Raw genomic sequence first — 18982 nt, 5'->3', positions numbered from 1 at the left:
TTCAACCTAACTGACTGACGAGTCAGTTTCCAAGTGGTAGGTCGGCGGGGACCCGGACACCTGGACCTCGCTGCCGGCGATGTTGCATCCAGCGAGCCCGGCTAGGTCGGATTCGGCCGCTCGAGCCACGATCCGGCGGCCGTCGGGCAGGGAGGCGATCACCGGAGCGGAGGTCGGATTGCCCTCCCTGTCGTAAATGACAGTCGTCGCTTCGACGATCGCTCTGGACCCGTCCCCCGCATCCGCGGCGGCGGCCAGCGCTGTGGCGTCGATCCGTTGCTGCTCGCGCGAAGTGTCTCCCCGCCGGTAACCGCCTGGCGGGGGAGTGGACCCATAGATCCCGACCGAATGCTTGGTCATGTACCAGCCGAGCCCTGTGATGAGCCCGAGAGTGCCGTCCTGCGCTCCCTGCAGCGATTCGGTCAACGCCGCGATCGAATGGGTGCAGTAGTTGTTGCCGGGTCCGCCGAAGTAGGGCAGCCCGCCCGTGACGGTGAGCCCGCGCGTGTCGTCAGGAGCGATGCCGAGCGCCGCGGCGGCCATCTGCACGGCGGAGGGGAAGCACGAGTAGAGGTCCAGTCGCGCGATGTCGTCCATCCCGGCTCCGGCTGCCGCCAGCGCGGCAGCCGAAGCCGCGGCGATCGCCGGCGAGGCTCCCAGGTCGGGCCGCTGGGACGGGAACCAGACGTCCGAGCAGTCGGCGGCCGACCACACGAACACGGCACTGTCCGCCACGCCGAGCTCCTGCGCGACGGCGAGGGAGGTGACGACGACCGCGGCGCCCTGGTCGACCATGATCACCGCGTTCATGCGCTTCGTGTACGGCTCCGCAGTCACGCGGTTGTCAGGTGAGGGAGTCGAGATCGCCTGGGGCGTCAGCGCCTCGGGGAACCATGCGTGCGGGCGCATTGCCGCAACGGCGCTGAACGGCGCCATCAACCTCCCGAGCGCCGCCCTGTGCTCTTCGACACTGCGCCCGAGCTGTGTTGCGATGGCGCTCTCGAAGAGCGGATAGACGTGTGCCGGAAGGAACAGACCCGACGCCACCTCCACGTCGGACAGCCCGGGCCGGTCATCCCCGATGACCGGATCCGGCGGATCCTCGGCGCTCGACGGTGCCGCCCCTGCGCTCCTTCGAGCCTGGTGGCTGCGCAAAGCCTCGGCGCCGGCGATCAGAACCGCGCGTACCCGGCCTGCCGCGATGTCGTCGGCCGCCCTCCCGACGAGCCACTGGGGTGTGTTGCCCCCGACGGTCGTCGTGGCCTTCGCCTTCGGCTTGATGCCGAGACGAACGGCCAGCTCCGACGCCGGCGCCTGTCCGCCACCGGCGAGAATCCTCACGACCTCCACCCTGTCGATCGCGGAACCCAGGGCGCGGGTACCGGCGAGTGCTGCCGCCGACGCTCGTTCCGCCAGGTCCAGCGGGCTGACGAGCGCCTCGCGCTCGCTCGCCTCGCCTACCGCGACGACCACCGGAATACGTTCGGGGTCAACCACCGCGAGTCACCTCGGTCTCAGCCCATCCAGGAGAAGGTTCACGACGAACTGTGCGATCACACCGGCGTCGAGGCCGTCGTCGGTTGTCAGCCTGCGGTAGGCGAGCTGGCCCACGAGAGCCGCTATGGAGAATGCCACGACGTGCGCCGGCGCCTCGACGATCTCGCCGCGCTTCTGCGCCTCTGTGATCAGGTCGGACAGATCCGATATGAACCCCTCGTATATCGCGAACAGGTGCTTCTCGAAGCGGTTGCCCATCGCGTACGAATCCCGGAAGAGAAGTTTCACCGTCGCTTTGTCCGCTTCGAAGAACTCGAACGTGGCCCGGATCGCTGCCTCCAGGGTCGCCGTCAGGTCGGGCAGCCCCGGGTTCGCCCCGGCTGAGTCGACGACGGCGGAGAGGATGTGGCGGCGGAGAGACTCCTTTTGGTTGTCCATGAGCTCGTGGAAGAGAGCGTCCTTGGAGGGGAAGTACCAGTACACCGTTCCGTACGACGAACGACCCGCCTTCGCGACATCGCCCATCGTCGTCCCGTGGAACCCCTTCTCCGCGAACACCTTCTTGGCCGCGGCCAGCAGCGATTCGCGCCGGCGAGCCTTGTCGTCCTCGCTCGATGCCCGCCTCGGCCGGCGCGCGACAGCCGCCACGCCAGTCTTGGGACTCATGGTCTCCTCCGGCCCCGCATCACGATCCGGCCGTTCACACGATCCGGTAGGTCTGCACGCCGTGGGCGACGGTGCGACCGTCGGCATCGGTCGCGGTGATCTCGGTGAACGTGAGCTCCTTGCCCCGGCGCACGGTCCGCGCGTGGCATATCAGGTCGGACTTCTTGGCGGCCCCCACATACTGGATGGTCATGGACACCGTCGAGGCGCGGCTTCCCTTGTCGAAGTCGTGGTTGGACCACGCTGCGGCCGCTCCCGTCGTGTCGATGACCGATGCGATGACGCCGCCATGGAAGTAGGTGCCGTCGTTGGTGAGGTCCTCCCGGAAAGGCAGCCTGATGGTCACCTCGTCGGGCTCGTATCTCTCGAACACGATGCCGAGCCCGGCCAGGAAAGGGGTCTTCGGCATGATCTCGCGAACCGCCAGGCGTCGCTCCTGTTGCTGCTCTTGTGACAGTGGCTCGGGCACGGTCCGACTCTAACGTCTCGATTGACATATCAGTCAATAACGACGTACCGTCGGCCCATGAGGACGCGCGTGGCCGAGATGCTCGGCGTGGAGTTCCCGATATGCGCCTTCAGCCACTGCCGCGACGTCGTTGCGGCCGTTTCGAAGGCGGGCGGCTTCGGCGTACTCGGGGCGGTGGGGCACAGCCCGGAGCTTCTCGAAACCGAGCTTTCCTGGATCGAGGACAACACCGACGGCAAGCCCTACGGGGTGGACCTTCTGCTGCCACCCAAGTACGTCGGTGCGGAAGAGGGGGGCATCGACGCCAAGCAGGTGCGGGCCCTCCTTCCGGCGGAGCACAAGGCGTTCCTCGACGACATGCTCGCCCGGTACGGCATCCCCGTGCCGACCGACGAGGAACGCCTTTCCCCCGGGGCGGGTCTCAACGTCTCCCCGAAGGGCTACGGACCGCTCCTGGACGTCGCCTTCGACCACCGCATCCGGCTCGTCGCAAGCGCCCTCGGCCCGCCGCCGGCGGACCTCGTGGAGCGCGCTCATTCGCACGGCGTGGTCGTTGCCGCTCTTGCCGGCTCCAAGAAGCACGCTCTGCGTCACGCGGAAGCCGGCGTGGACCTCATCGTCGCCCAGGGCACCGAGGCCGGAGGGCACACGGGCGAGGTCGCCACGATGGTGCTCGTTCCCGAGGTGGTGGACGCTGTCGCGCCGGTACCGGTGCTGGCCGCCGGCGGCATCGCCCGCGGCCGCCAGATGGCCGCGGCCTTCGCGCTCGGTGCCGAGGGTGTGTGGTGCGGGTCGGTGTGGCTCACTACTGAGGAAGCCGAGACCCCGCCTGTGGTGAAGGAGAAGTTCCTGAAGGCGGGGTCCTCCGACACCGTCCGTTCGCGGTCGCTCACCGGGAAACCGGCTCGGATGCTGCGCACGGCATGGACCGACGAGTGGGATCGCCCCGACACGCCCGATCCGCTCGGGATGCCTCTACAGACAGCGCTGATCGGCGACCCGCAGTACCGGATCCACCAGGCCTCGAACCGTCCGGACTCCGAGGCACGCGAGTTGGCGACGTACTTCGTCGGCCAAGTGGTCGGATCCCTCGACAAGGTCCGCCCGGCCAGGGCGGTGGTGCTCGAGATGGTCGACGAGTTCATCGATGCCGTGCGAAGCATGGACCATCTCGTCGAGGGAGACCCCGTCGGCTGATACCCGGCTGCTCGGGGCACCGCTTTGGGACGGGCGGCCCGGCCGCGTCGAGGTCTGGTACGCGACGTTCACCGACACGACCACCGGCGCCGGCTACTGGCTGCATTACGAGACGGTCGCGCCAAACGCTGAACGCCCCGACACCGCCCCGTACGCGCACGGATGGGCCTCCGTGTTCCCCGCCGGCGGCGCGCCGCGCACCGAGCGGTTCGGTCCCGATCCAATCGCCGAGACAGACGCCGCGACCTGGCTCGCGGTTGGCAGCTCGACGATCGGTCCCGGCCGGCTCGCAGGTTCAGCCGGCGGCCTCGCGTGGGATCTCGCTTTCGACGATCTGTCCGCGCCGCTGTTCACGTTCGGTCGGACGGTCTGGCAACGGCACCTGTTGCCAGGAGCGCAGTGTGTTCCCTGGCCATCGGCGACCTTCAGGGGAACGTTCGCCGTCGACTCGAGCGTCGACGGTCTCCACACCCGAGTCGAAGGCAGGGGAGCGGTCGCCCGCATATACGGGCACTCCAACGCCCACCGCTGGTGCTGGCTGCACGCCGACCTCGACGACGGGGCCGTGCTGGAGCTCGTATCAGCGACCGCGCGCCGACCCGCGCTGCGCGGCGTTCCGCCTCTCGCGATGGTGGCGCTGCGCCTCCCCGGCGAGGCGGACTGGCCTCGCGTCCCGCTGCTTGTCGCTCCGATGTTGCGGACACGGATCGGCCAGTCCGGCTTCACCATTGCGGGTCGGGTCGGGACCCGCCGGCTTCATGTAGAGGTCGGTATCCCGGCGGACCGCGGCGTGGCGCTTTCCTACACAGACCCCGACGGCTCCACCGCCACGTGCACCAACAGCGAGGTCGCGGACGCGACGGTCGTCCTGCACCACCGAGGGCAGGACCGGAGGTGGGAGCTCACGGGCCGAGCTCACGCCGAGATCGGCCGCCGGCCGTGATGTCCACTAACCGCCGGAGATAGTCTCCCGCCGTGCAGGAGCACACCTACTCCGTGGACGTCGAGGGCACCCGGGAGGAGGTGTGGTCGCTGTTCTGGTCGCACCGCTCGGGGAGCCGCACCCACGGGACGTGACGATCGAGATCCTCCACCCCGGTGACGCCGAAGGGGATGGTCTGGTGCGCCACTGTGCCTTCCCCGTCCCCAAGTGGCTCCTCTCGGGGGGTCGTGGTGTCAACGCCGGCCTGTCCATGCTCCGCGGCCGGACCGCCGCAAAGGCAAAGCAGCCCGATGCCTGAAACGGACGGTCGCCCCTATATCCTCGTCACCGCGGACGGACAGTGCCCTTTTTGCGGGACACAGGCGTCATATGACGACGTCCTCGCCCCGCAAAACGGAATCGTCTCGCAAAAACGTCAGCCCCCGAAGTGCCGCTGCAGGCCCTTGATGCCTCTGCGGTAGGCCCCGGTGATGATCTCGGCGAGGTCCGCCTCGCTCATCTCGCCGGCCGCCTCGAACGTCGAGGACCAAACGATACGGGTGGTCGAGTCGCCGGCGGCCTCCACTCGAATGATCCCGAGGTAGTCCTTTGCGGGCAGTGGTCCTTCCACGACCGAGTACGACGTCGAGTGCGAGTCCTCGTCGATGCTCTCCAAGCGCTCGATGAGCACGCTCGAGCCGAGCATCAGCTTGCGCAGCGCGCCGATTCCCTGGCCCTCGACCTCAACGGGGATACCCCGCGCCTCGAGAAAACCGCCGAAGTCGGAGACGATCTTCCAGACATCGTCGAGCGGAGCGGGGATCTCGCCTTCTACTTGGATGCTTGCCATGGGGCGAGGGTACCCTCCGGCGATGCCTCGCGCCGCGGGACTCCTGAAGATCGGAATCTCGCTCGGGACGCTCAACCCGCGTGTCTGGAAGGAAGCCACCCAGACCGCCGACCGGCTCGGGTTCGAGTCCGTGTGGCTCCCCGAACATCTCGTCCTCCCCGTTTCCATGAGCGGCAGCCCGATGCACGGATCCGATCACCCGCCCATCCGTCCCGACACCCCGGTGTTCGATCCCTTCGTCTACATGGCGATGCTCGCCGGCTGTACCGAGCGGGTCCGGTTCGGGACCCAGGTGTTCAACATCGGGCTACGCCACCCCTTCACCACGGCGAGGGCCGTCGCCACACTCGACGTCGTCTCGCAAGGCCGTGTCGAGCTTGGAATCGGGGCGAGCTGGCTGCAAGCGGAGTGGCGCGCCGCCGGCCTCGACTTCTCGTCGAGAGGAAGCCGCGTCGACGAGGCCATCGAGATCTGCCGGCGCCTCTGGATCGAATCCGAGGTCGAGCACCATGGGCGCCATTTCGATTTCGACCCGGTGATGTTCGAGCCGAAGCCCGTCCAGTCGCCCCTTCCAATGCACATCGGCGGTGACGGGCCCGCCGCGATCCGACGGGCCGCCCTCCTCGGCGACGGCTGGATACCGATGAACCACACCCTCGACGAGATCCCGGCGTCCCTCGCCCGCATCCGGGCGCAGCGCGAAGCCGCCGGCCGCGACCCGCACGTCGAGATCACGCTGGGCCTGCCGGTCTCGAGCCGTGCAGACCTCGAGGGTTACGCCGGCGCCGGCGTCACCCGCGTCCTCGTGAAGCCCTGGCAGTCCAGCCGGGAAGCCATCGGCGCAATGGAACGCTTCGCGAACGACTATCCCGAATACCTGCAGTAGGGCCGGCGTCGTTCTGCTTGTCGATCCCCTCGTCCACGATCGGCTAATACATTGCAGTCAAAGACACGAGGAGGTCCACATGTCCCGGCCCTTTGAATTCCGCGGCGTGAATCACCTGGCACTGGTTTGCAGCGACATGAACCGGACCGTCCATTTCTACCGGGACGTCCTTGGCATGAAACTCGTCAAGACGATCGAGCTGCCGACGGGCATGGGCCAGCACTTCTTCTTCGACTGCGGAAACGGGGACTGCCTCGCGTTCTTCTGGTTCCCCAACGCCCCGGAGGCGGTCCCGGGCGTGACCGCCCCTTCGGCACGTCCTGACACCGGCGAGATCCTCTCCGCTGTCGGCTCCATGAACCATGTCGCGTTCAACGTGCCGCTGGAAGCGATCGACGGTTACGCCGAACGCCTGCGCGAGGCCGGTATCGAGTGCAGCGAGGTCGTCAACCACGACGACAGCGAGTGGGGCGTCAGCAAGGACATGCATCCGGGAGTTTTCGTCAGGTCGGTCTACTTCCAGGACCCCGACGGCATCCTGCTCGAGTTCGCAGCCTGGACACGCACCCTGTCGGAATCCGACGTCGCCCACGACCCCGCTGGCGCCAGCGCGCTCAGCTGAGCCCGCCCGACCAAGGTCATGCCACGACTACGCCAGGTACCGCGGTCGGAAGCCAAGGCTCCGATCGTCAGAGCGATGTACCAGTACCTCTTCGGTGATGACGACCCCGTCGGGCAACCCGGCACCGAGTCGGGGTCACCGGGCGACTGGTGGACGGTCTTCGCAGCGGTCCCCGACATCCTCGAGCACTCGGTCCAGGGTTTCGGCGTCTACCGGAACCCCGAACGCAAGCTCGACCCAGTGCTCCGGGAGCTCGGCCAGACGCGGGTCGGGTGGGCTTCGCAAAGCCAGTTCGTCTTCTCGCAGCACTGCAAATCGTTGAGGGCTCTCGGCGTCCTCGAGGAGAAGATCGAGGCCGTGCCTCACTGGCCGGCGGCCAGTTGCTTCGACGAGGTCGAGCGCCTGGTTCTTGCGTACACGGACTGCCTCGTCTACGACCACGGGCGGGTGCCGGACGGCTTGTTCGAAGCCCTCCGGTCGCATCTGTCCGACGAGGAGATCCTCGAGCTCACCTACATCAACGCCCTGTACTTCCAGCACGCGGTCATGTCGAGGGCCCTGCGCACCGAGTTCGACGACGTGCCCGAGCGGATAGTTGAAGTTGCCGCCCCCGAGGGGTCCGACCCGTTGCAGGTCGGTCGCTACGGACCGAGATCTCGGGGCTGAGCAGACCTTTCAGAAGTCCTCGGCGTGGTATGTCGGCTTGCCGTACTTCGCCGCCAACGGATTCCAGGCCTCGACGAAAACCTCCTTGTCGAAGTTGGTCCGGTCGGACTGGGCCTCCGCTGCCGCGAAGTTCGGGTCGGTCATTGGGTTTCCGCCGCACGTGGCGTGCCCTCCGGCGATGTCACTCATCCAGCTCATGTAGCTCACGTCGTCGCTTATGGACGCGTTCAACGTCGTCGTCAGATCGTTGACCACCGCAGCCGCCGGCCCGGCGGCTGCGGAGCGTTCGAGTTGCGCTACCGCTCCCCGGCGGTCATTGATCACCGACTCGACGGCCGCCTGCCCCTGGGCTGCAGCGAGAGCGCATGACTGCACCTCGTTGATCGCGGCTATGACCCTTGAGCGGTCAGCAGCACTGGCCGCGACGATCGCGGACATCGAGTCGACTGTCCTGCGGGTCAGGTCGGGCGGAGGAGCGCCGGCATGCCGGGAGCCGGAAGAACCCTGGTCCAGGGCCGCCAGCGCGATCCCCGCTGCGATCCCGACGCAAGCGACGGAGGCGACCAGCGCGGCGAGCCGGCGCGGTCGGTTCGGCCGGAGGCGCCTCCGTGTCCGGGGCGGAGGACCCCATCCACCGAATGTTCGCGACGGGCCCGGTTCGAGTGAGGTCATCGACCGCCTTTCCGAAGACGACTCGCGAGACTATGACAAAATCGACATATGCGTCCGCTGTCCGAAGCGCCATACCTGGATCTGTTCGACCCGGACTTCCAGACGAACCCCGACCCCTACGTCGCTGCCCTACGCAAGGAGTCGAGCGTTCTGCGGACGCCGATCGGCGCGTCGGTCATAGACAAGGCGGGGGTTCACGAGCTTCTCCGGGAGCGGTCGTTGCACAGCTCGCTCCTTCACCTCCTGCGCCTTCAGGGAGTCAACGACGGGCCTCTCTACGATCTCGCCGCCGCCTCCCTCCTCGGGCTCGAGGGTGACGATCACACGAGGCTCCGCCGTCTCGTCTCGAGGTCGTTCACCCCCAGGGCCGCCGACGGCCACAGGGAGTTCATGCGCCAGCTCGTACGCGAGCTGACAGCCGCCTTCTCGGGCCGAGGCGAGTGCGAGTTCATGTCGGAGTTTGCCGACCATTACCCGGTGCAGGTCATCGCCCACCTCATGGGCGTTCCCCGCAAGGACCACGGCCTGTTCGCGAAGTGGGGGGACGCTTTGACCCACCTGCTGTCCTTGGAGTTGTTTCAGTACCGCGCCGAGGTCGAGGCGGCCCAGAGCCAGATGAGCGAATACCTGACAGGGCTCGTTGCGGACCGGCGGAAGAACCCCCGCGACGATCTCGTAACCGAGCTCATCACCGCCCGCGACGGCTCCGACCGGCTCAACGACTCCGAGCTCCTGTCCCTCCTCGGCGGTCTCTTGTTCGCCGGCTACGACACCACCCGCAACCAGCTGGCCGTCGCCATGACGATCTTCGCCGAGCATCACGACCACTGGGAGGCCCTCGCCCACGACCCGGGCCTAGCCCCGAAGGCCGTCGACGAGATCATGCGCTTCGCCGGCGTCGTGTCCGTCGTCCCGAGGGTCACGACCACCGACCTGGAGGTGGGAGAGTGGCTGATACCGGCCGGCACACTCGTGTCACTGTCGCTGGTGGCGGCCAACCACGATCCTGCGGTTTACGACGATCCCGACGGGTTCGATCCCACGGCCGAACACGAGTCTCATGTCAGCTTCGGGGGCGGGGCGCACCACTGCCTCGGCGCCAACCTCGCCAGAGCGGAGATGCAGGAGGCGCTGCCGCTGCTCGCCGCGGCGATGCCCGCCGTGACGGTCGCGGAGCCTCCAGAGTGGCGGTCGCCGCTCGGCGGGATCGCCGGCCCGCTTCGCCTCCGGTTGTCGTTCACGCCCACACCGGGCGGAGGCACGGCCGCCGAGGCAACCCATCCGTAGCCTCGACGGCCGCACCTGTCTGGGGCCGCCCCCTACGGAAGCGCCGGCGCCTCCGAAAGGGTGGCCCGGCCTTATCGGCCGAGCAACTCCTTAACGCAGCCGCCGATGGTTTCTTGCGGCTGAAGTTCGAATAATGCGGCGCTAGCTTTGGCGCGTGACGTCGAAGCCCTCCTACGAGCACGGCACCTCCGATGTTCCGCTGCTCGGCGAGACGATCGGTGAAAACCTGACCCGGACGGCGACCCGGTTTCCCGATCGGGAGGCTCTGGTCGACTGCCCGTCGGGGCGCCGGTGGTCCTACGCCGAGCTGCTCGGATGGACGCGGGCGGTGGCGAAGGGCTTGCTTGCTTCAGGTGTGGAGAAAGGTGACCGGGTCGGCATCTGGTCTCCCAACTGCCCGGAATGGGTTGCGCTGCAGTACGCGACTGCGCTCGTGGGTGCGATCCTCGTCAACATCAATCCGGCCTACCGGGTCTCGGAACTGGAGTACGTGCTTCGCCAGTCAGGTGTGGGCACTCTCGTCAGCGCTACGCAACACAAGACGAGCGACTACCGCACGATGGTCGAGGAGATCGCCCCTGGGATCGAGACCCTGCGCGACGTGATCTACATCGGTGATGCGACGTGGGACGCTCTCGAGTCGTCCGGCACGCGGGTGAGCGACGATGACCTCGATGGCGTTTCGAGCAGGCTGGAGTTTGACGAGCCGATCAACATCCAGTACACATCCGGTACGACAGGCTTCCCCAAGGGTGCAACCCTGTCGCACCACAACATTCTCAACAACGCGTTCTTCGTAGCCGAGATGCTCGGTTACACCGAAGAGGACCGGGTGTGCCTGCCGGTGCCCTTCTACCACTGCTTCGGCATGGTGATGGGCAACCTCGGAAGCACGACTCACGGGTCGACGATCGTGATTCCGGCCCCGTCGTTCGACCCGGTCGCGACCCTCGAAGCCGTCGAGCAGGAGCGCTGCACCTCGCTGTACGGCGTGCCGACCATGTTCATCGCCGAGCTCGGTCTCGAGGGGTTCTCCGGATACGACCTGGCTTCGCTGCGGACCGGGATCATGGCCGGGTCGCCTTGTCCCGTCGAGGTCATGAAGCGCGTCATCAACGAGATGCACATGACCGATGTCGCCATCGCGTACGGCATGACCGAGACCTCCCCGGTGTCCACGCAGACCCGGGCCGACGACGACCTCGACAGGCGGACGGCGACCGTCGGGCGTGCCATGCCGCATGTCGAGATCAAGGTGGTCGACCCGGCCACCGGCCTCGTCGTCGCGCGGGGGGAGCCCGGCGAGTTCTGCATCCGCGGGTACTCGGTCATGCTCGGCTACTGGGACGAGCCTGCCAAGACGGCTGAGGCCATCGACGAGGGCCGCTGGATGCACACGGGAGACCTGGCTGTCATGCGCGACGACGGGTACGTAAACATCGTCGGCCGGATCAAGGACATGGTCATTCGCGGCGGGGAGAACATCTATCCGCGCGAGGTCGAAGAATTCCTCTACAGCCACCCGGACATCGAGGATGTGGCGGTGATCGGGGTGCCCGACGAGCGCTACGGAGAGGAGATCATGGCCTGGGTGCGGCTGAAGCCGGGCGCTCCCGTCATGGATGCGGCGGCTCTCCGGAAGTTCTGCGAGGGCAGGATCGCGCATCACAAGATCCCCAGGTACGTGCGGGTGTCCGAGTCGTTGCCCATGACGGTCACCGGCAAGATCCGCAAGGTCGAGATGCGCGACATCAGCATTGCCGAGCTTGGTCTCGAGCAGGTAGCCGGCGCTCACACCGCCTGATCTTTAGAGGGCGCTCCGGCGGGTAGGACCCGGCGCTACCCGACTGTAAGGCCGGATAATCCCGCAAGCCGCGAGCGCCGGCGATCAGTGGCCCGAAAAGGGTAAGTACTGAGTCTCTATGGAGTGTGGAGGACTCAGCGGTGATTGAACGCGCCCGTGGCGGGACGCCCGTTACCGAGGTGACTGCGGCGGCCTACGAGATACCGACCGACAGGCCCGAGGGTGACGGGACACTCACCTGGGACTCGACTGTCATGGTCGTCGTGAAGGTGTCGGCCGGCGCAGAGCATGGGCTCGCCTGGACCTACTGCGCCAAGGCCGCAAAGATCATCGTTGACGAGAAACTCGCCGGCGTCGTGAAGGGTGTCGACGCTCTCGACGTCCCGTACGCGACGCGGGAGATGCTCAAGGCGTGCCGCAACCTGGGCCAGCCCGGAGTGGCGGCGTGCGCGATCTCGGCAGTCGACACGGCCCTTTGGGACCTCAAGGCGCGCCTGCTCGGCGTGCCGCTGTCGAGCCTACTGGGCAGGGCCGCCGACGACGTGCCCATCTACGGCAGCGGCGGGTTCACGACCTACGACGACGACACGACGCGGGCGCAGTTGGAGCACTGGGTGGGGGAGTGGAAGCTTCCCCGCGTCAAGATCAAGATCGGCGAGTCCTGGGGCCGCGACGAGAAGAGGGACCTGCATCGGGTCGGGCTCGCTCGCAAGGTGATCGGTGACGACGTCGAGCTCTACGTCGACGCCAACGGCGGGTACACCCCCAAGCAGGCCATCCGGGTGGCGCAGGTGATGAGCGACGCCTGGGCGGTCACCTGGTTCGAGGAGCCTGTCTCGTCCGACGATCTCGCGGGACTGCGCGAGGTTCGCGACCAGTGCCGCATCGACGTCGCGGCCGGCGAGTACGGCTATTCGCCGTGGTACTTCGCGCCGATGATCACGGCTGGCGCGGTCGACTGCGTGCAGGCGGACGTCACCCGCTGCGGCGGGATCACCGGGTGGATGGCCGTGGCGCATCTCGCTGCGGCCAACAACCTGCAGATATCAGGTCACTGTGCGCCCAACCTGCACGCGCACGTCGCGATAGCGGCGCCGAACCTTCGGCACCTCGAGTACTTCCACGACCACGTGCGCATCGAGGACATGCTCTTCGACGGCACGCTCTCGCCCCGGCGCGGCGCGTTGCAGCCCGCCCCGGACGCGCCCGGCCACGGCCTCACCTTCAAAGAGGCCGACGCCGAGCATTACCGCATCGCCTAACTACGACAGGAGGAACCAGAACATGCCAGAACGCCGCATCGCCGTCATCACAGGCGCGTCGGCCGGGGTCGGACGAGCCACTGCCCAGGCATTCGCCAACGAAGGGTTCGACCTGGCACTTCTGGCGCGCGGCTCGGCTGGTCTCGAGGCTGCGGAGAAAGACGTGACCGCCGCGGGGGTCCGGGCGCTCGCGATACCGACCGACGTGAGCAAGTACGAAGAGGTGGAGGCCGCAGCCGAACGCACGGAATCGGAGCTCGGCCCCATCGACGTCTGGGTCAACGACGCCATGACCACCGCCTTCGCCCCCGCTTGGGAGATCGACCCCGACGATTTCAAGCGCGCGGTCGAGGTGACGTTCCTCGGGCAGGTCTGGGGCACTAAGGCCGCTCTGGCGCGCATGCGACCCCGCGACCGCGGGTCGATCGTGAACGTCGGGTCGGCTCTCGCGTTCATAGGCATCCCGCTGCAGTCCGCCTACTGCTCGTCGAAGTTCGCGTGCCGCGGTTTCTTCGAGTCCACCCGGGCCGAGCTCCTCCATGAGGGCAGCAACGTCCGCATGAGCATGGTCCACCTGCCCGCCGTCAACACGCCGCAGTTCGAGTGGTGCGAGAACGCCATGGACAAGCACCCCCAGCCCGTCCCGCCCATCTACCAGCCCGAGATACCTGCAAAGTTCATCCTCGAGGCCGCATTCGACGGCCGGCGCTCCAAGATCGTCGGCTCGTGGAACAAGATGCTCGTCGCCGCCGGCTCGGTGTTCCCCGGCCTCGGCAACCAGTACGCGGCCCTCGGCGCGTGGAGCTCACAGCTCACGTCCGAGCCGGCGTCGGGCGACCGTCCGGCCAACCTGTGGGAGCCCGTGGACTCCGACCGCGACGCCGGCGCGCACGGGATTTTCGACGATCAGGCCGGCGGGTTCCTCGACCCGAGCTTCCTCAAGACCCTCCCGCACACGGCCAAGCTGTTCGGAAAGGCCGTCGCGCGCACGGTCGCGGAGAAGAGGCGACGCCTCGCCGCCTGAACCACTCAGGCAGTTCAGCGAACCCCCTCAGCGGGGGCGGGGGCGGCGCTGCTTGCTGGCACCAGGCGGCCGGCCGGCCCTGTAGCGGGTGTCGTTGCTCGTGCTCAGGCGCTTCCGGGCCGCCGCGCGGCGGAACTCCCGCGACATGTTCGGCATCTCCTGTTCGGCCAGAAGCGCGTCCTCGAGGAGTTGCTCCCGCTTGTCCTTGGGGACCAGGGACAGCTGCCGCGCCATTTCGGACATCCCCTCAGGCAGGCGGCGCCCCTTGGCTTTGGACTTCTCGATGAACTTCAGGGTTCGCCTGATGTACCAGTGCCGGAGTAACGGGATCTTCATCAGCCCCCGGCCGACGGCGCCCCGAATACGCGCCTTCTTCTTGCCGTCCTGGTCTGGATTCTTAGCGTCGTCTCGCCGGCCCATGGCACCAGGTTAGGGACCGGAAGGGCTCGCTGACGAAGTCAGTCCCAGCACGAGGCCGGGAAACCGGCCTCCTGACCCGGCGCGGCTGTCAATCCGACTGGCGCGCCTGCTTGCTCGCCTCGATCTCTGCGTCGAGATCAGCCACCGCCGCTTCGCTGGCCACGGCGCGCCGCTCCTTCGCTATGGCACGCCGCTCGGTCTCGATCTGGCGCGCCCGGGACGCTCGTTCCTTGCGCGCCAGCGATTCCTGGGCCACCGCGTCCAGCCGTGCGTCGTCCTCGGCCAGCTTCTCCGCCTTTGACTCGAGGCTCCGCCGCTTGGCGCCGGCCACGCGTTCGGCGGTCTTCTTCTCGGTGCCCGCCCTGGCGTGCGTCGCGTTGCGCGCCTTGGCGACCTGTTCAGAGCGCTCCTCGAAACGCTCCTCTGCGCGCTCGCGTCTGGAGTCCGCGACCGCCCCGAGCAATAGAGCCTGGCGCTGTTCCTTGGCGGCCGCCTGGTTCAACTTGCCTTCTTCGACCAGCCGCTCGTCACGTAGGAGCGAACCGATCGCCTTCTTGATCCCCCCCTGGACGGCGTCGAATACGACCGCTGGAGGCCAGGGCCGTCGATCGTCTCCGTTTCGCCTCGCGATGGACTCGCTGAGATCGATCGGCATGCGGATGGCACGAAGTGTCGTCCGCACGTAGGCCCGAGGGATGTCCTGGATCTGCACTTGTCAGCACTCCTTGTTGTGTCGGTTGCGAACCAGCGATTACTTGCGGTCCGCCACGTCGTCGTAGGCCTCAGCCCGACGCTCCGCCCGATCTGCTTCGCCTTCTGCCTTCGCGGCCTCGCGTAACTCCTGTGCCCGCTCGGCGGCGGCGGCAGCCTGGTTGTGCGCGAGAGCAGCCTCACCGGCATGCTCCCGGGATTCGGCCTGGCGCGTCGACCGCTCCAGGTCCGACTCTATCTGGGCCTCCTGTTGAGCGATTTCACGCTCGTGAACCGTCTCTCGTGCGTCGATTAGCTGGTCCTTGCGGAGTTGCTGCTCCTCGATCGTGAGCTCCCGTTCCCGCTCGCGTATCTCCGCCCGGGCCGCATTCCGCTCTGCTTCGGCCGCCTCCCTTTCCGCCTGGATAGCGGCGTCGGCCTTCTGCTCGTGCAGTTCGCCCTCGCGCTGAAGTGCCCGGTCCGAGATAATGGACCCTGCGATCTTCTTGGCCTTTCCCACGATTCGATCGGTGATCCGCTGGGCCGCGCCGGTCTGGCTCGTCATGCAGTCCTCCAATGCTCGATTTCCGCCTGAACCGTTGTTCTACCCAGTGGTAACCGGTAGCACTCGGTCTTGCGTCACGCTGCGCTCAACACACGTACTCAGCTGGAGGCGGCGCCCCGGACCATCCCCAGGATCTTCTCGAGCTCTGCATCCTGGGCCTGCAGGTGCTGCTGGATCTGCAGAGCCTCGTGGAGGATGGCATCGGCGTCGTTGTAGGTGTCCTCCGACCTCTGGTCGGCCGCCTTCGCCTGGATGTTCTGCCCGACGATGATGATCGGCAGCAGGATCAGCTGCAGGAAGTTCGAGGAAACCCAGGCGATGATGATCGTGGTATTGCCGGACTTGAACGCTGACGGGGCGCTGATCAGCGCGATGAGCGTGAACATGTACGCACACCACATGGTGCCGACCACGATCGTGATCCGCAGCCCAACCCGCGCGTTGAGACGGATGACCGGATTCGGGTGGTTGAGTCGCCTCTGGTCGACGGTCTTCGCGGGGCCCTTCGTCGAGCGGAGGGCCACGTGTGGGTGGGGGACGTGCTGATAGATCTCTGCCATGGGGGCATCCTCGCGCCCCATGCCACACCAACCCCGGATACCGGGTGTCGGTGACGAGCAGAGCTACTGGCCGGGAACCCGACCGGAGAGGAAGGGAGTGGGTGGGTACACCGCCGTGTAGGCGGCCTTGTTGGTCCCAACCTGATCGGAGACGATCTGTTGGAGGGGTACCGCCCTAGCGTCGAAAAGGGTCATGGGTGGCAGGCCGAGAAGCGCCTCGGTGGTCTTGTCCACCGACGCAAACGAACCCACCTGGGTGGCTGCCAGCCCCTCGCTCCCGAGCGGCCGGGCGATGCCGCCGGCGGTGAGCAGGAAGGTGCGGTGGATGTCCGCGTGATCGCCCGTGAACTGGTTGTCGTCCTCGGTGATCATCACGAGAGTGTGCGACCAGAAGGGGCTCTTCGACAGGCCTTGGACTATCTCGCCGATCGCGTAGTCGTTGTCGGCGACCATCGATTGGGGCGTCGGGTCCTGGGGGTTGAATACGTTGGACACGTCGTAGGTGTGGTTCTCGGGCAGCTGCATGTACACGAGGTTGGGCATGCTCTGCTGGCACTGGTCGTCGGACCTGCCGCCGGCCGTGCACGACGCGTACGCCGAGTCCCACCCGTCGAGGGTGAACTTCTGCTTGTCCGCCGGCTTGAACTGGATCGTCTGGCCGTACCACTTCGGAGGTGTCTGCCCCTCGAGAACATCCCATGCGTGCGAGACGGTCGAACCGTGCAGGAACATGGCGGCGCGATCGACGTCCGGCCACGCCAGATCGGTGCTGACGTCGGAGCCCGACTCTCCCCACAGGTCCTGGGGCACCTGGTTGCCCGCGGCGACAGCCGGCGACCCTGGCCGGGTGTCGGTCCCGAACAACCGTACGGTCATGCCGGCTCCGTAAGCCTGGTCGATCAACAGTTGCCTCGGGTTCAGCATGACCGACTCCTGGGCGTTCACATCCGGATCGGTGGGCCCTGAGAGGCTTCCGGGCGAACCCGCCGCGTACTGCCCGTTGGATCGCTGCCCGCGCAGGTTCTGCGAATAGTCGGGACCCCACGTCAGTTCACGGTCGAGAGTGGTGTACGCGCCGGACAGCCAGCTGTGGCCGAGCGTCGACGCCTCGGCTCCTTCGTTCCAGAAGTTGTCGTCGACGTTGTAGGTCTCGGCGAGATTGTGCTGGTTGGTCGTGACGGCGTCGCCGTACTCCGTCCACTGCGGGTCGGCGTCGGCATTGCGGAGAACCGCTCCCGTGTCCCCGAAGTACGAGTCGAAGGTCTTGTTCTCCGCCTCGATGATCACCACGTGGATCGACTTCGGGTCGACACTGCCTTTCGCGACCCCGCAGATCACCCCGCTCGTGATGCTGGAGCCGTCGGGCAATGGTGCCGGCAGACATGGGTTGGACGCCGGGTCGGCGACGTCGTGGGCCCACAGTGGCGCGAGCTGATCGTCCTCGACGAAGCGCTTCGTCCAGGCGTTCCACTCGCCGGACGCTGACGATCCGGGCAGGTCTATGACCGACAGGCTGCCTTCGGTCGAGGAGCCGACCAGCGGCTCGGTCTGGCCGTAGTACCCGGGCCCTGCTCCCTCACCGCGCAAGTTCGCCACCACTAGACGCGGGCCGCCTCCCGGTGCCTTGCCGTAGGCCATGGCGTCGGGATACCAACCCGTCGGGATGAACGTTCCACCGACGGTGAGATCCGGGACCGGCCGCCCGTCGAACGTCGTGTCCCGCAGCTTCTGGTGCATGGCGGAGACGTGACCGTTCGCCGCAGAGAAGACCTCGACCGCGTTCATTCCCGACAGGGCGGCGAACAGCAGAGACCCGTCCGACGAGAACGCGGCCGACACGGGTGACGCTCCCAGCGGCACTCCGTTGCCCAGAACAGGGAGCGTCTCAGTCACCGCGAGGTCACCCGTGTCGGGATCTACCTTCAACACGCTGATCGTGTCGGAACCCGCGTCGGTGACCACCGCGGTGCTGCCGTCTGGGGAGAGGGCGATTCCGGTCGGCTCCAGGCCGACAGGCACCACCTGGACCTCGTTGCCGGATCCGTCAGGGTTGACTCGGACCACCGAAACCGTTCCTGTCCCCACTCCGCCGCTGCGGGCGGGGTCGGTTTGGTCCGCCCAGTTGGTCACGTAAAGGGTCGACGGGTCCGAAGCGGATGCGCCGGGCCGGTAGGCCATGCCGTAGGCGTCCCGGCCGACGGGGATGGCTTTGACAGCCGGGGAGGAAGCGTCGGGATTGGAGACGTCGACGACATTGACGACCGAGCAGATCTTCGACGACGTCGGGCAGGGCGTCCCACCTGACTCGGCGGCCGCCACCTTGGAGGGGACGCTGACGTTGCCCGCGACGAAGAGCTTCGAGCCCTCGAGCAGCATGTTGCCCGGGTAGCCGGTGACCGGGATCCCCTTGTTGGGTGCGTCCGGTGCGGGGCCCGCCAGCCGGGCATCCACGAGAGCGGGACCTACCGCCTTGAACTGCCACACACGATCGGCGGAGCCGCCCGACACCCAGATATTGCCGGCTGCGTCCCCGGCGACGCCTTGGAACGTGTCCGATACGAGTGTCGGCGTCGGGAGCAGTGTCGTGCCGTCGACGTGGACGACGGCCTCCTCGAAGATCCCCGAAGTCGTGGCGTAGATGTCGCTGCCCGTGGGGGACATCCACACTCCCGTCGTTGCGCGGTTGGTGAGCACCTGGGTCCCTGCCGGGTCGAGCTTCCAGCCGTTGGGCATCCTGCCCGACCCGGGCAGAGGCTCGCTCGGCGAGGGCAGCGCCCCTCCCGTCCCGAGCGCCACCGCCGGCATCGCTGCTCCACCGGCGGCGAGTAGTGCCACACAGAAAAGCGACCGGGCGCGACACCGTGACTTCCCGCGTCCCCAGCTCATCCAGGCGTGGTTCGCCGCGAGAACCCCGTTTTCCTGC

20 protein-coding genes are annotated in these 18982 nt (G+C 67.2%); 10 read left to right on the top strand and 10 right to left on the bottom strand.

The window, feature by feature from the left end; all coding sequences use genetic code 11:
• Nucleotides 1–6: 6 nt before the first annotated feature.
• Genes VNF71_08705 through VNF71_08695 form a run of 3 tightly spaced genes read right to left on the bottom strand, consistent with a single transcriptional unit; the run spans nt 7 to nt 2632 of the window.
• A complete protein-coding gene (locus VNF71_08705) occupies nt 7–1497 on the bottom strand; it encodes a hypothetical protein (GenBank protein ID HVA74632.1) in 1491 nt (496 codons plus the stop codon).
• Nucleotides 1498–1503: 6 nt separating this feature from the next.
• Nucleotides 1504–2163, bottom strand: coding sequence for a TetR/AcrR family transcriptional regulator (locus VNF71_08700; GenBank protein ID HVA74631.1), 660 nt, complete (start codon nt 2161–2163; stop codon nt 1504–1506).
• Between the two features lie 34 nt (nt 2164–2197).
• On the bottom strand, nt 2198–2632 hold the full coding sequence (locus VNF71_08695; protein ID HVA74630.1) for a PaaI family thioesterase: 435 nt from the start codon (nt 2630–2632) through the stop codon (nt 2198–2200).
• A 57-nt stretch (nt 2633–2689) separates the two neighbouring features.
• Between VNF71_08695 and VNF71_08690 the strand changes: the two genes are divergently transcribed.
• The 3 genes from VNF71_08690 (at nt 2690) to VNF71_08680 (ending at nt 5070) form a co-directional block, all read left to right on the top strand.
• Complete coding sequence (locus VNF71_08690) at nt 2690–3829, top strand: nitronate monooxygenase family protein (GenBank protein HVA74629.1); 1140 nt, start codon at nt 2690–2692, stop codon at nt 3827–3829.
• Nucleotides 3780–4772, top strand: coding sequence for a hypothetical protein (locus VNF71_08685; protein ID HVA74628.1), 993 nt, complete (start codon nt 3780–3782; stop codon nt 4770–4772). The genes VNF71_08690 and VNF71_08685 overlap by 50 nt, the downstream gene beginning before the upstream one ends.
• 130 nt (nt 4773–4902) lie before the next feature.
• Nucleotides 4903–5070: a hypothetical protein gene (locus VNF71_08680; protein ID HVA74627.1), complete on the top strand. Its 168-nt coding sequence runs from the start codon at nt 4903–4905 to the stop codon at nt 5068–5070.
• A 117-nt stretch (nt 5071–5187) separates the two neighbouring features.
• Here the strand turns inward: VNF71_08680 and VNF71_08675 are convergent, their stop codons facing one another.
• Nucleotides 5188–5601, bottom strand: coding sequence for an SRPBCC family protein (locus VNF71_08675; GenBank protein HVA74626.1), 414 nt, complete (start codon nt 5599–5601; stop codon nt 5188–5190).
• A 22-nt stretch (nt 5602–5623) separates the two neighbouring features.
• Here VNF71_08675 and VNF71_08670 point away from each other — a divergent pair, with 22 nt between their 5' ends.
• From VNF71_08670 to VNF71_08660, 3 genes are all read left to right on the top strand, one after another.
• Nucleotides 5624–6487: an LLM class F420-dependent oxidoreductase gene (locus tag VNF71_08670; protein HVA74625.1), complete on the top strand. Its 864-nt coding sequence runs from the start codon at nt 5624–5626 to the stop codon at nt 6485–6487.
• A gap of 79 nt (nt 6488–6566) precedes the next feature.
• A complete protein-coding gene (locus tag VNF71_08665) occupies nt 6567–7109 on the top strand; it encodes a VOC family protein (protein HVA74624.1) in 543 nt (180 codons plus the stop codon).
• A gap of 75 nt (nt 7110–7184) precedes the next feature.
• A complete protein-coding gene (locus VNF71_08660) occupies nt 7185–7775 on the top strand; it encodes a carboxymuconolactone decarboxylase family protein (GenBank protein HVA74623.1) in 591 nt (196 codons plus the stop codon).
• A 9-nt stretch (nt 7776–7784) separates the two neighbouring features.
• Here the strand turns inward: VNF71_08660 and VNF71_08655 are convergent, their stop codons facing one another.
• On the bottom strand, nt 7785–8447 hold the full coding sequence (locus VNF71_08655) for a hypothetical protein (protein HVA74622.1): 663 nt from the start codon (nt 8445–8447) through the stop codon (nt 7785–7787).
• A 48-nt stretch (nt 8448–8495) separates the two neighbouring features.
• Between VNF71_08655 and VNF71_08650 the strand changes: the two genes are divergently transcribed.
• From VNF71_08650 to VNF71_08635, 4 genes are all read left to right on the top strand, one after another.
• Entirely contained in the window at nt 8496–9734 is a 1239-nt protein-coding gene (locus tag VNF71_08650) for a cytochrome P450 (GenBank protein ID HVA74621.1), read from the top strand.
• Nucleotides 9735–9888: 154 nt separating this feature from the next.
• Entirely contained in the window at nt 9889–11538 is a 1650-nt protein-coding gene (locus VNF71_08645) for an AMP-binding protein (GenBank protein HVA74620.1), read from the top strand.
• Between the two features lie 140 nt (nt 11539–11678).
• Complete coding sequence (locus tag VNF71_08640; GenBank protein HVA74619.1) at nt 11679–12800, top strand: enolase C-terminal domain-like protein; 1122 nt, start codon at nt 11679–11681, stop codon at nt 12798–12800.
• 22 nt (nt 12801–12822) lie between these two features.
• Nucleotides 12823–13824 carry an SDR family oxidoreductase gene (locus tag VNF71_08635; protein HVA74618.1) on the top strand — a complete coding sequence of 334 codons (1002 nt, stop codon included), beginning with the start codon at nt 12823–12825 and terminating at the stop codon, nt 13822–13824.
• Between the two features lie 27 nt (nt 13825–13851).
• On the opposite strand, the gene VNF71_08630 is transcribed toward VNF71_08635, so the two are convergent.
• From VNF71_08630 to VNF71_08610, 5 genes are all read right to left on the bottom strand, one after another.
• Nucleotides 13852–14244, bottom strand: coding sequence for a hypothetical protein (locus VNF71_08630; protein HVA74617.1), 393 nt, complete (start codon nt 14242–14244; stop codon nt 13852–13854).
• Between the two features lie 88 nt (nt 14245–14332).
• On the bottom strand, nt 14333–14956 hold the full coding sequence (locus tag VNF71_08625; GenBank protein ID HVA74616.1) for a hypothetical protein: 624 nt from the start codon (nt 14954–14956) through the stop codon (nt 14333–14335).
• Between the two features lie 39 nt (nt 14957–14995).
• Nucleotides 14996–15499 carry a hypothetical protein gene (locus tag VNF71_08620; GenBank protein HVA74615.1) on the bottom strand — a complete coding sequence of 168 codons (504 nt, stop codon included), beginning with the start codon at nt 15497–15499 and terminating at the stop codon, nt 14996–14998.
• Between the two features lie 98 nt (nt 15500–15597).
• Nucleotides 15598–16059, bottom strand: coding sequence for a hypothetical protein (locus VNF71_08615; protein ID HVA74614.1), 462 nt, complete (start codon nt 16057–16059; stop codon nt 15598–15600).
• Nucleotides 16060–16122: 63 nt separating this feature from the next.
• A complete protein-coding gene (locus VNF71_08610) occupies nt 16123–18894 on the bottom strand; it encodes a bifunctional YncE family protein/alkaline phosphatase family protein (protein HVA74613.1) in 2772 nt (923 codons plus the stop codon).
• Between the last annotated feature and the right edge of the window lie 88 nt (nt 18895–18982).

The organism is Acidimicrobiales bacterium (genome assembly GCA_035533095.1).
Classification (GTDB): domain Bacteria; phylum Actinomycetota; class Acidimicrobiia; order Acidimicrobiales; family Palsa-688; genus DATLUM01.
Note: the sequence above shows the minus strand (reverse complement) of the source record. Positions and strands in the feature narration are given on the sequence as shown.

Bases quoted from the DNA above. Each gene is read 5' to 3' on its own strand.
- VNF71_08700 (HVA74631.1), bottom strand. From the start codon at position 2,163: ATGAGTCCCAAGACTGGCGTGGCGGCTGTCGCGCGCCGGCCGAGGCGG.
- VNF71_08690 (HVA74629.1), top strand. From the start codon at position 2,690: ATGAGGACGCGCGTGGCCGAGATGCTCGGCGTGGAGTTCCCGATATGC.
- VNF71_08685 (HVA74628.1), top strand. From the start codon at position 3,780: ATGCCGTGCGAAGCATGGACCATCTCGTCGAGGGAGACCCCGTCGGCT.
- VNF71_08675 (HVA74626.1), bottom strand. From the start codon at position 5,601: ATGGCAAGCATCCAAGTAGAAGGCGAGATCCCCGCTCCGCTCGACGAT.
- VNF71_08670 (HVA74625.1), top strand. From the start codon at position 5,624: ATGCCTCGCGCCGCGGGACTCCTGAAGATCGGAATCTCGCTCGGGACG.
- VNF71_08665 (HVA74624.1), top strand. From the start codon at position 6,567: ATGTCCCGGCCCTTTGAATTCCGCGGCGTGAATCACCTGGCACTGGTT.
- VNF71_08660 (HVA74623.1), top strand. From the start codon at position 7,185: ATGTACCAGTACCTCTTCGGTGATGACGACCCCGTCGGGCAACCCGGC.
- VNF71_08655 (HVA74622.1), bottom strand. From the start codon at position 8,447: ATGACCTCACTCGAACCGGGCCCGTCGCGAACATTCGGTGGATGGGGT.
- VNF71_08650 (HVA74621.1), top strand. From the start codon at position 8,496: ATGCGTCCGCTGTCCGAAGCGCCATACCTGGATCTGTTCGACCCGGAC.
- VNF71_08635 (HVA74618.1), top strand. From the start codon at position 12,823: ATGCCAGAACGCCGCATCGCCGTCATCACAGGCGCGTCGGCCGGGGTC.
- VNF71_08630 (HVA74617.1), bottom strand. From the start codon at position 14,244: ATGGGCCGGCGAGACGACGCTAAGAATCCAGACCAGGACGGCAAGAAG.
- VNF71_08620 (HVA74615.1), bottom strand. From the start codon at position 15,499: ATGACGAGCCAGACCGGCGCGGCCCAGCGGATCACCGATCGAATCGTG.
- VNF71_08615 (HVA74614.1), bottom strand. From the start codon at position 16,059: ATGGCAGAGATCTATCAGCACGTCCCCCACCCACACGTGGCCCTCCGC.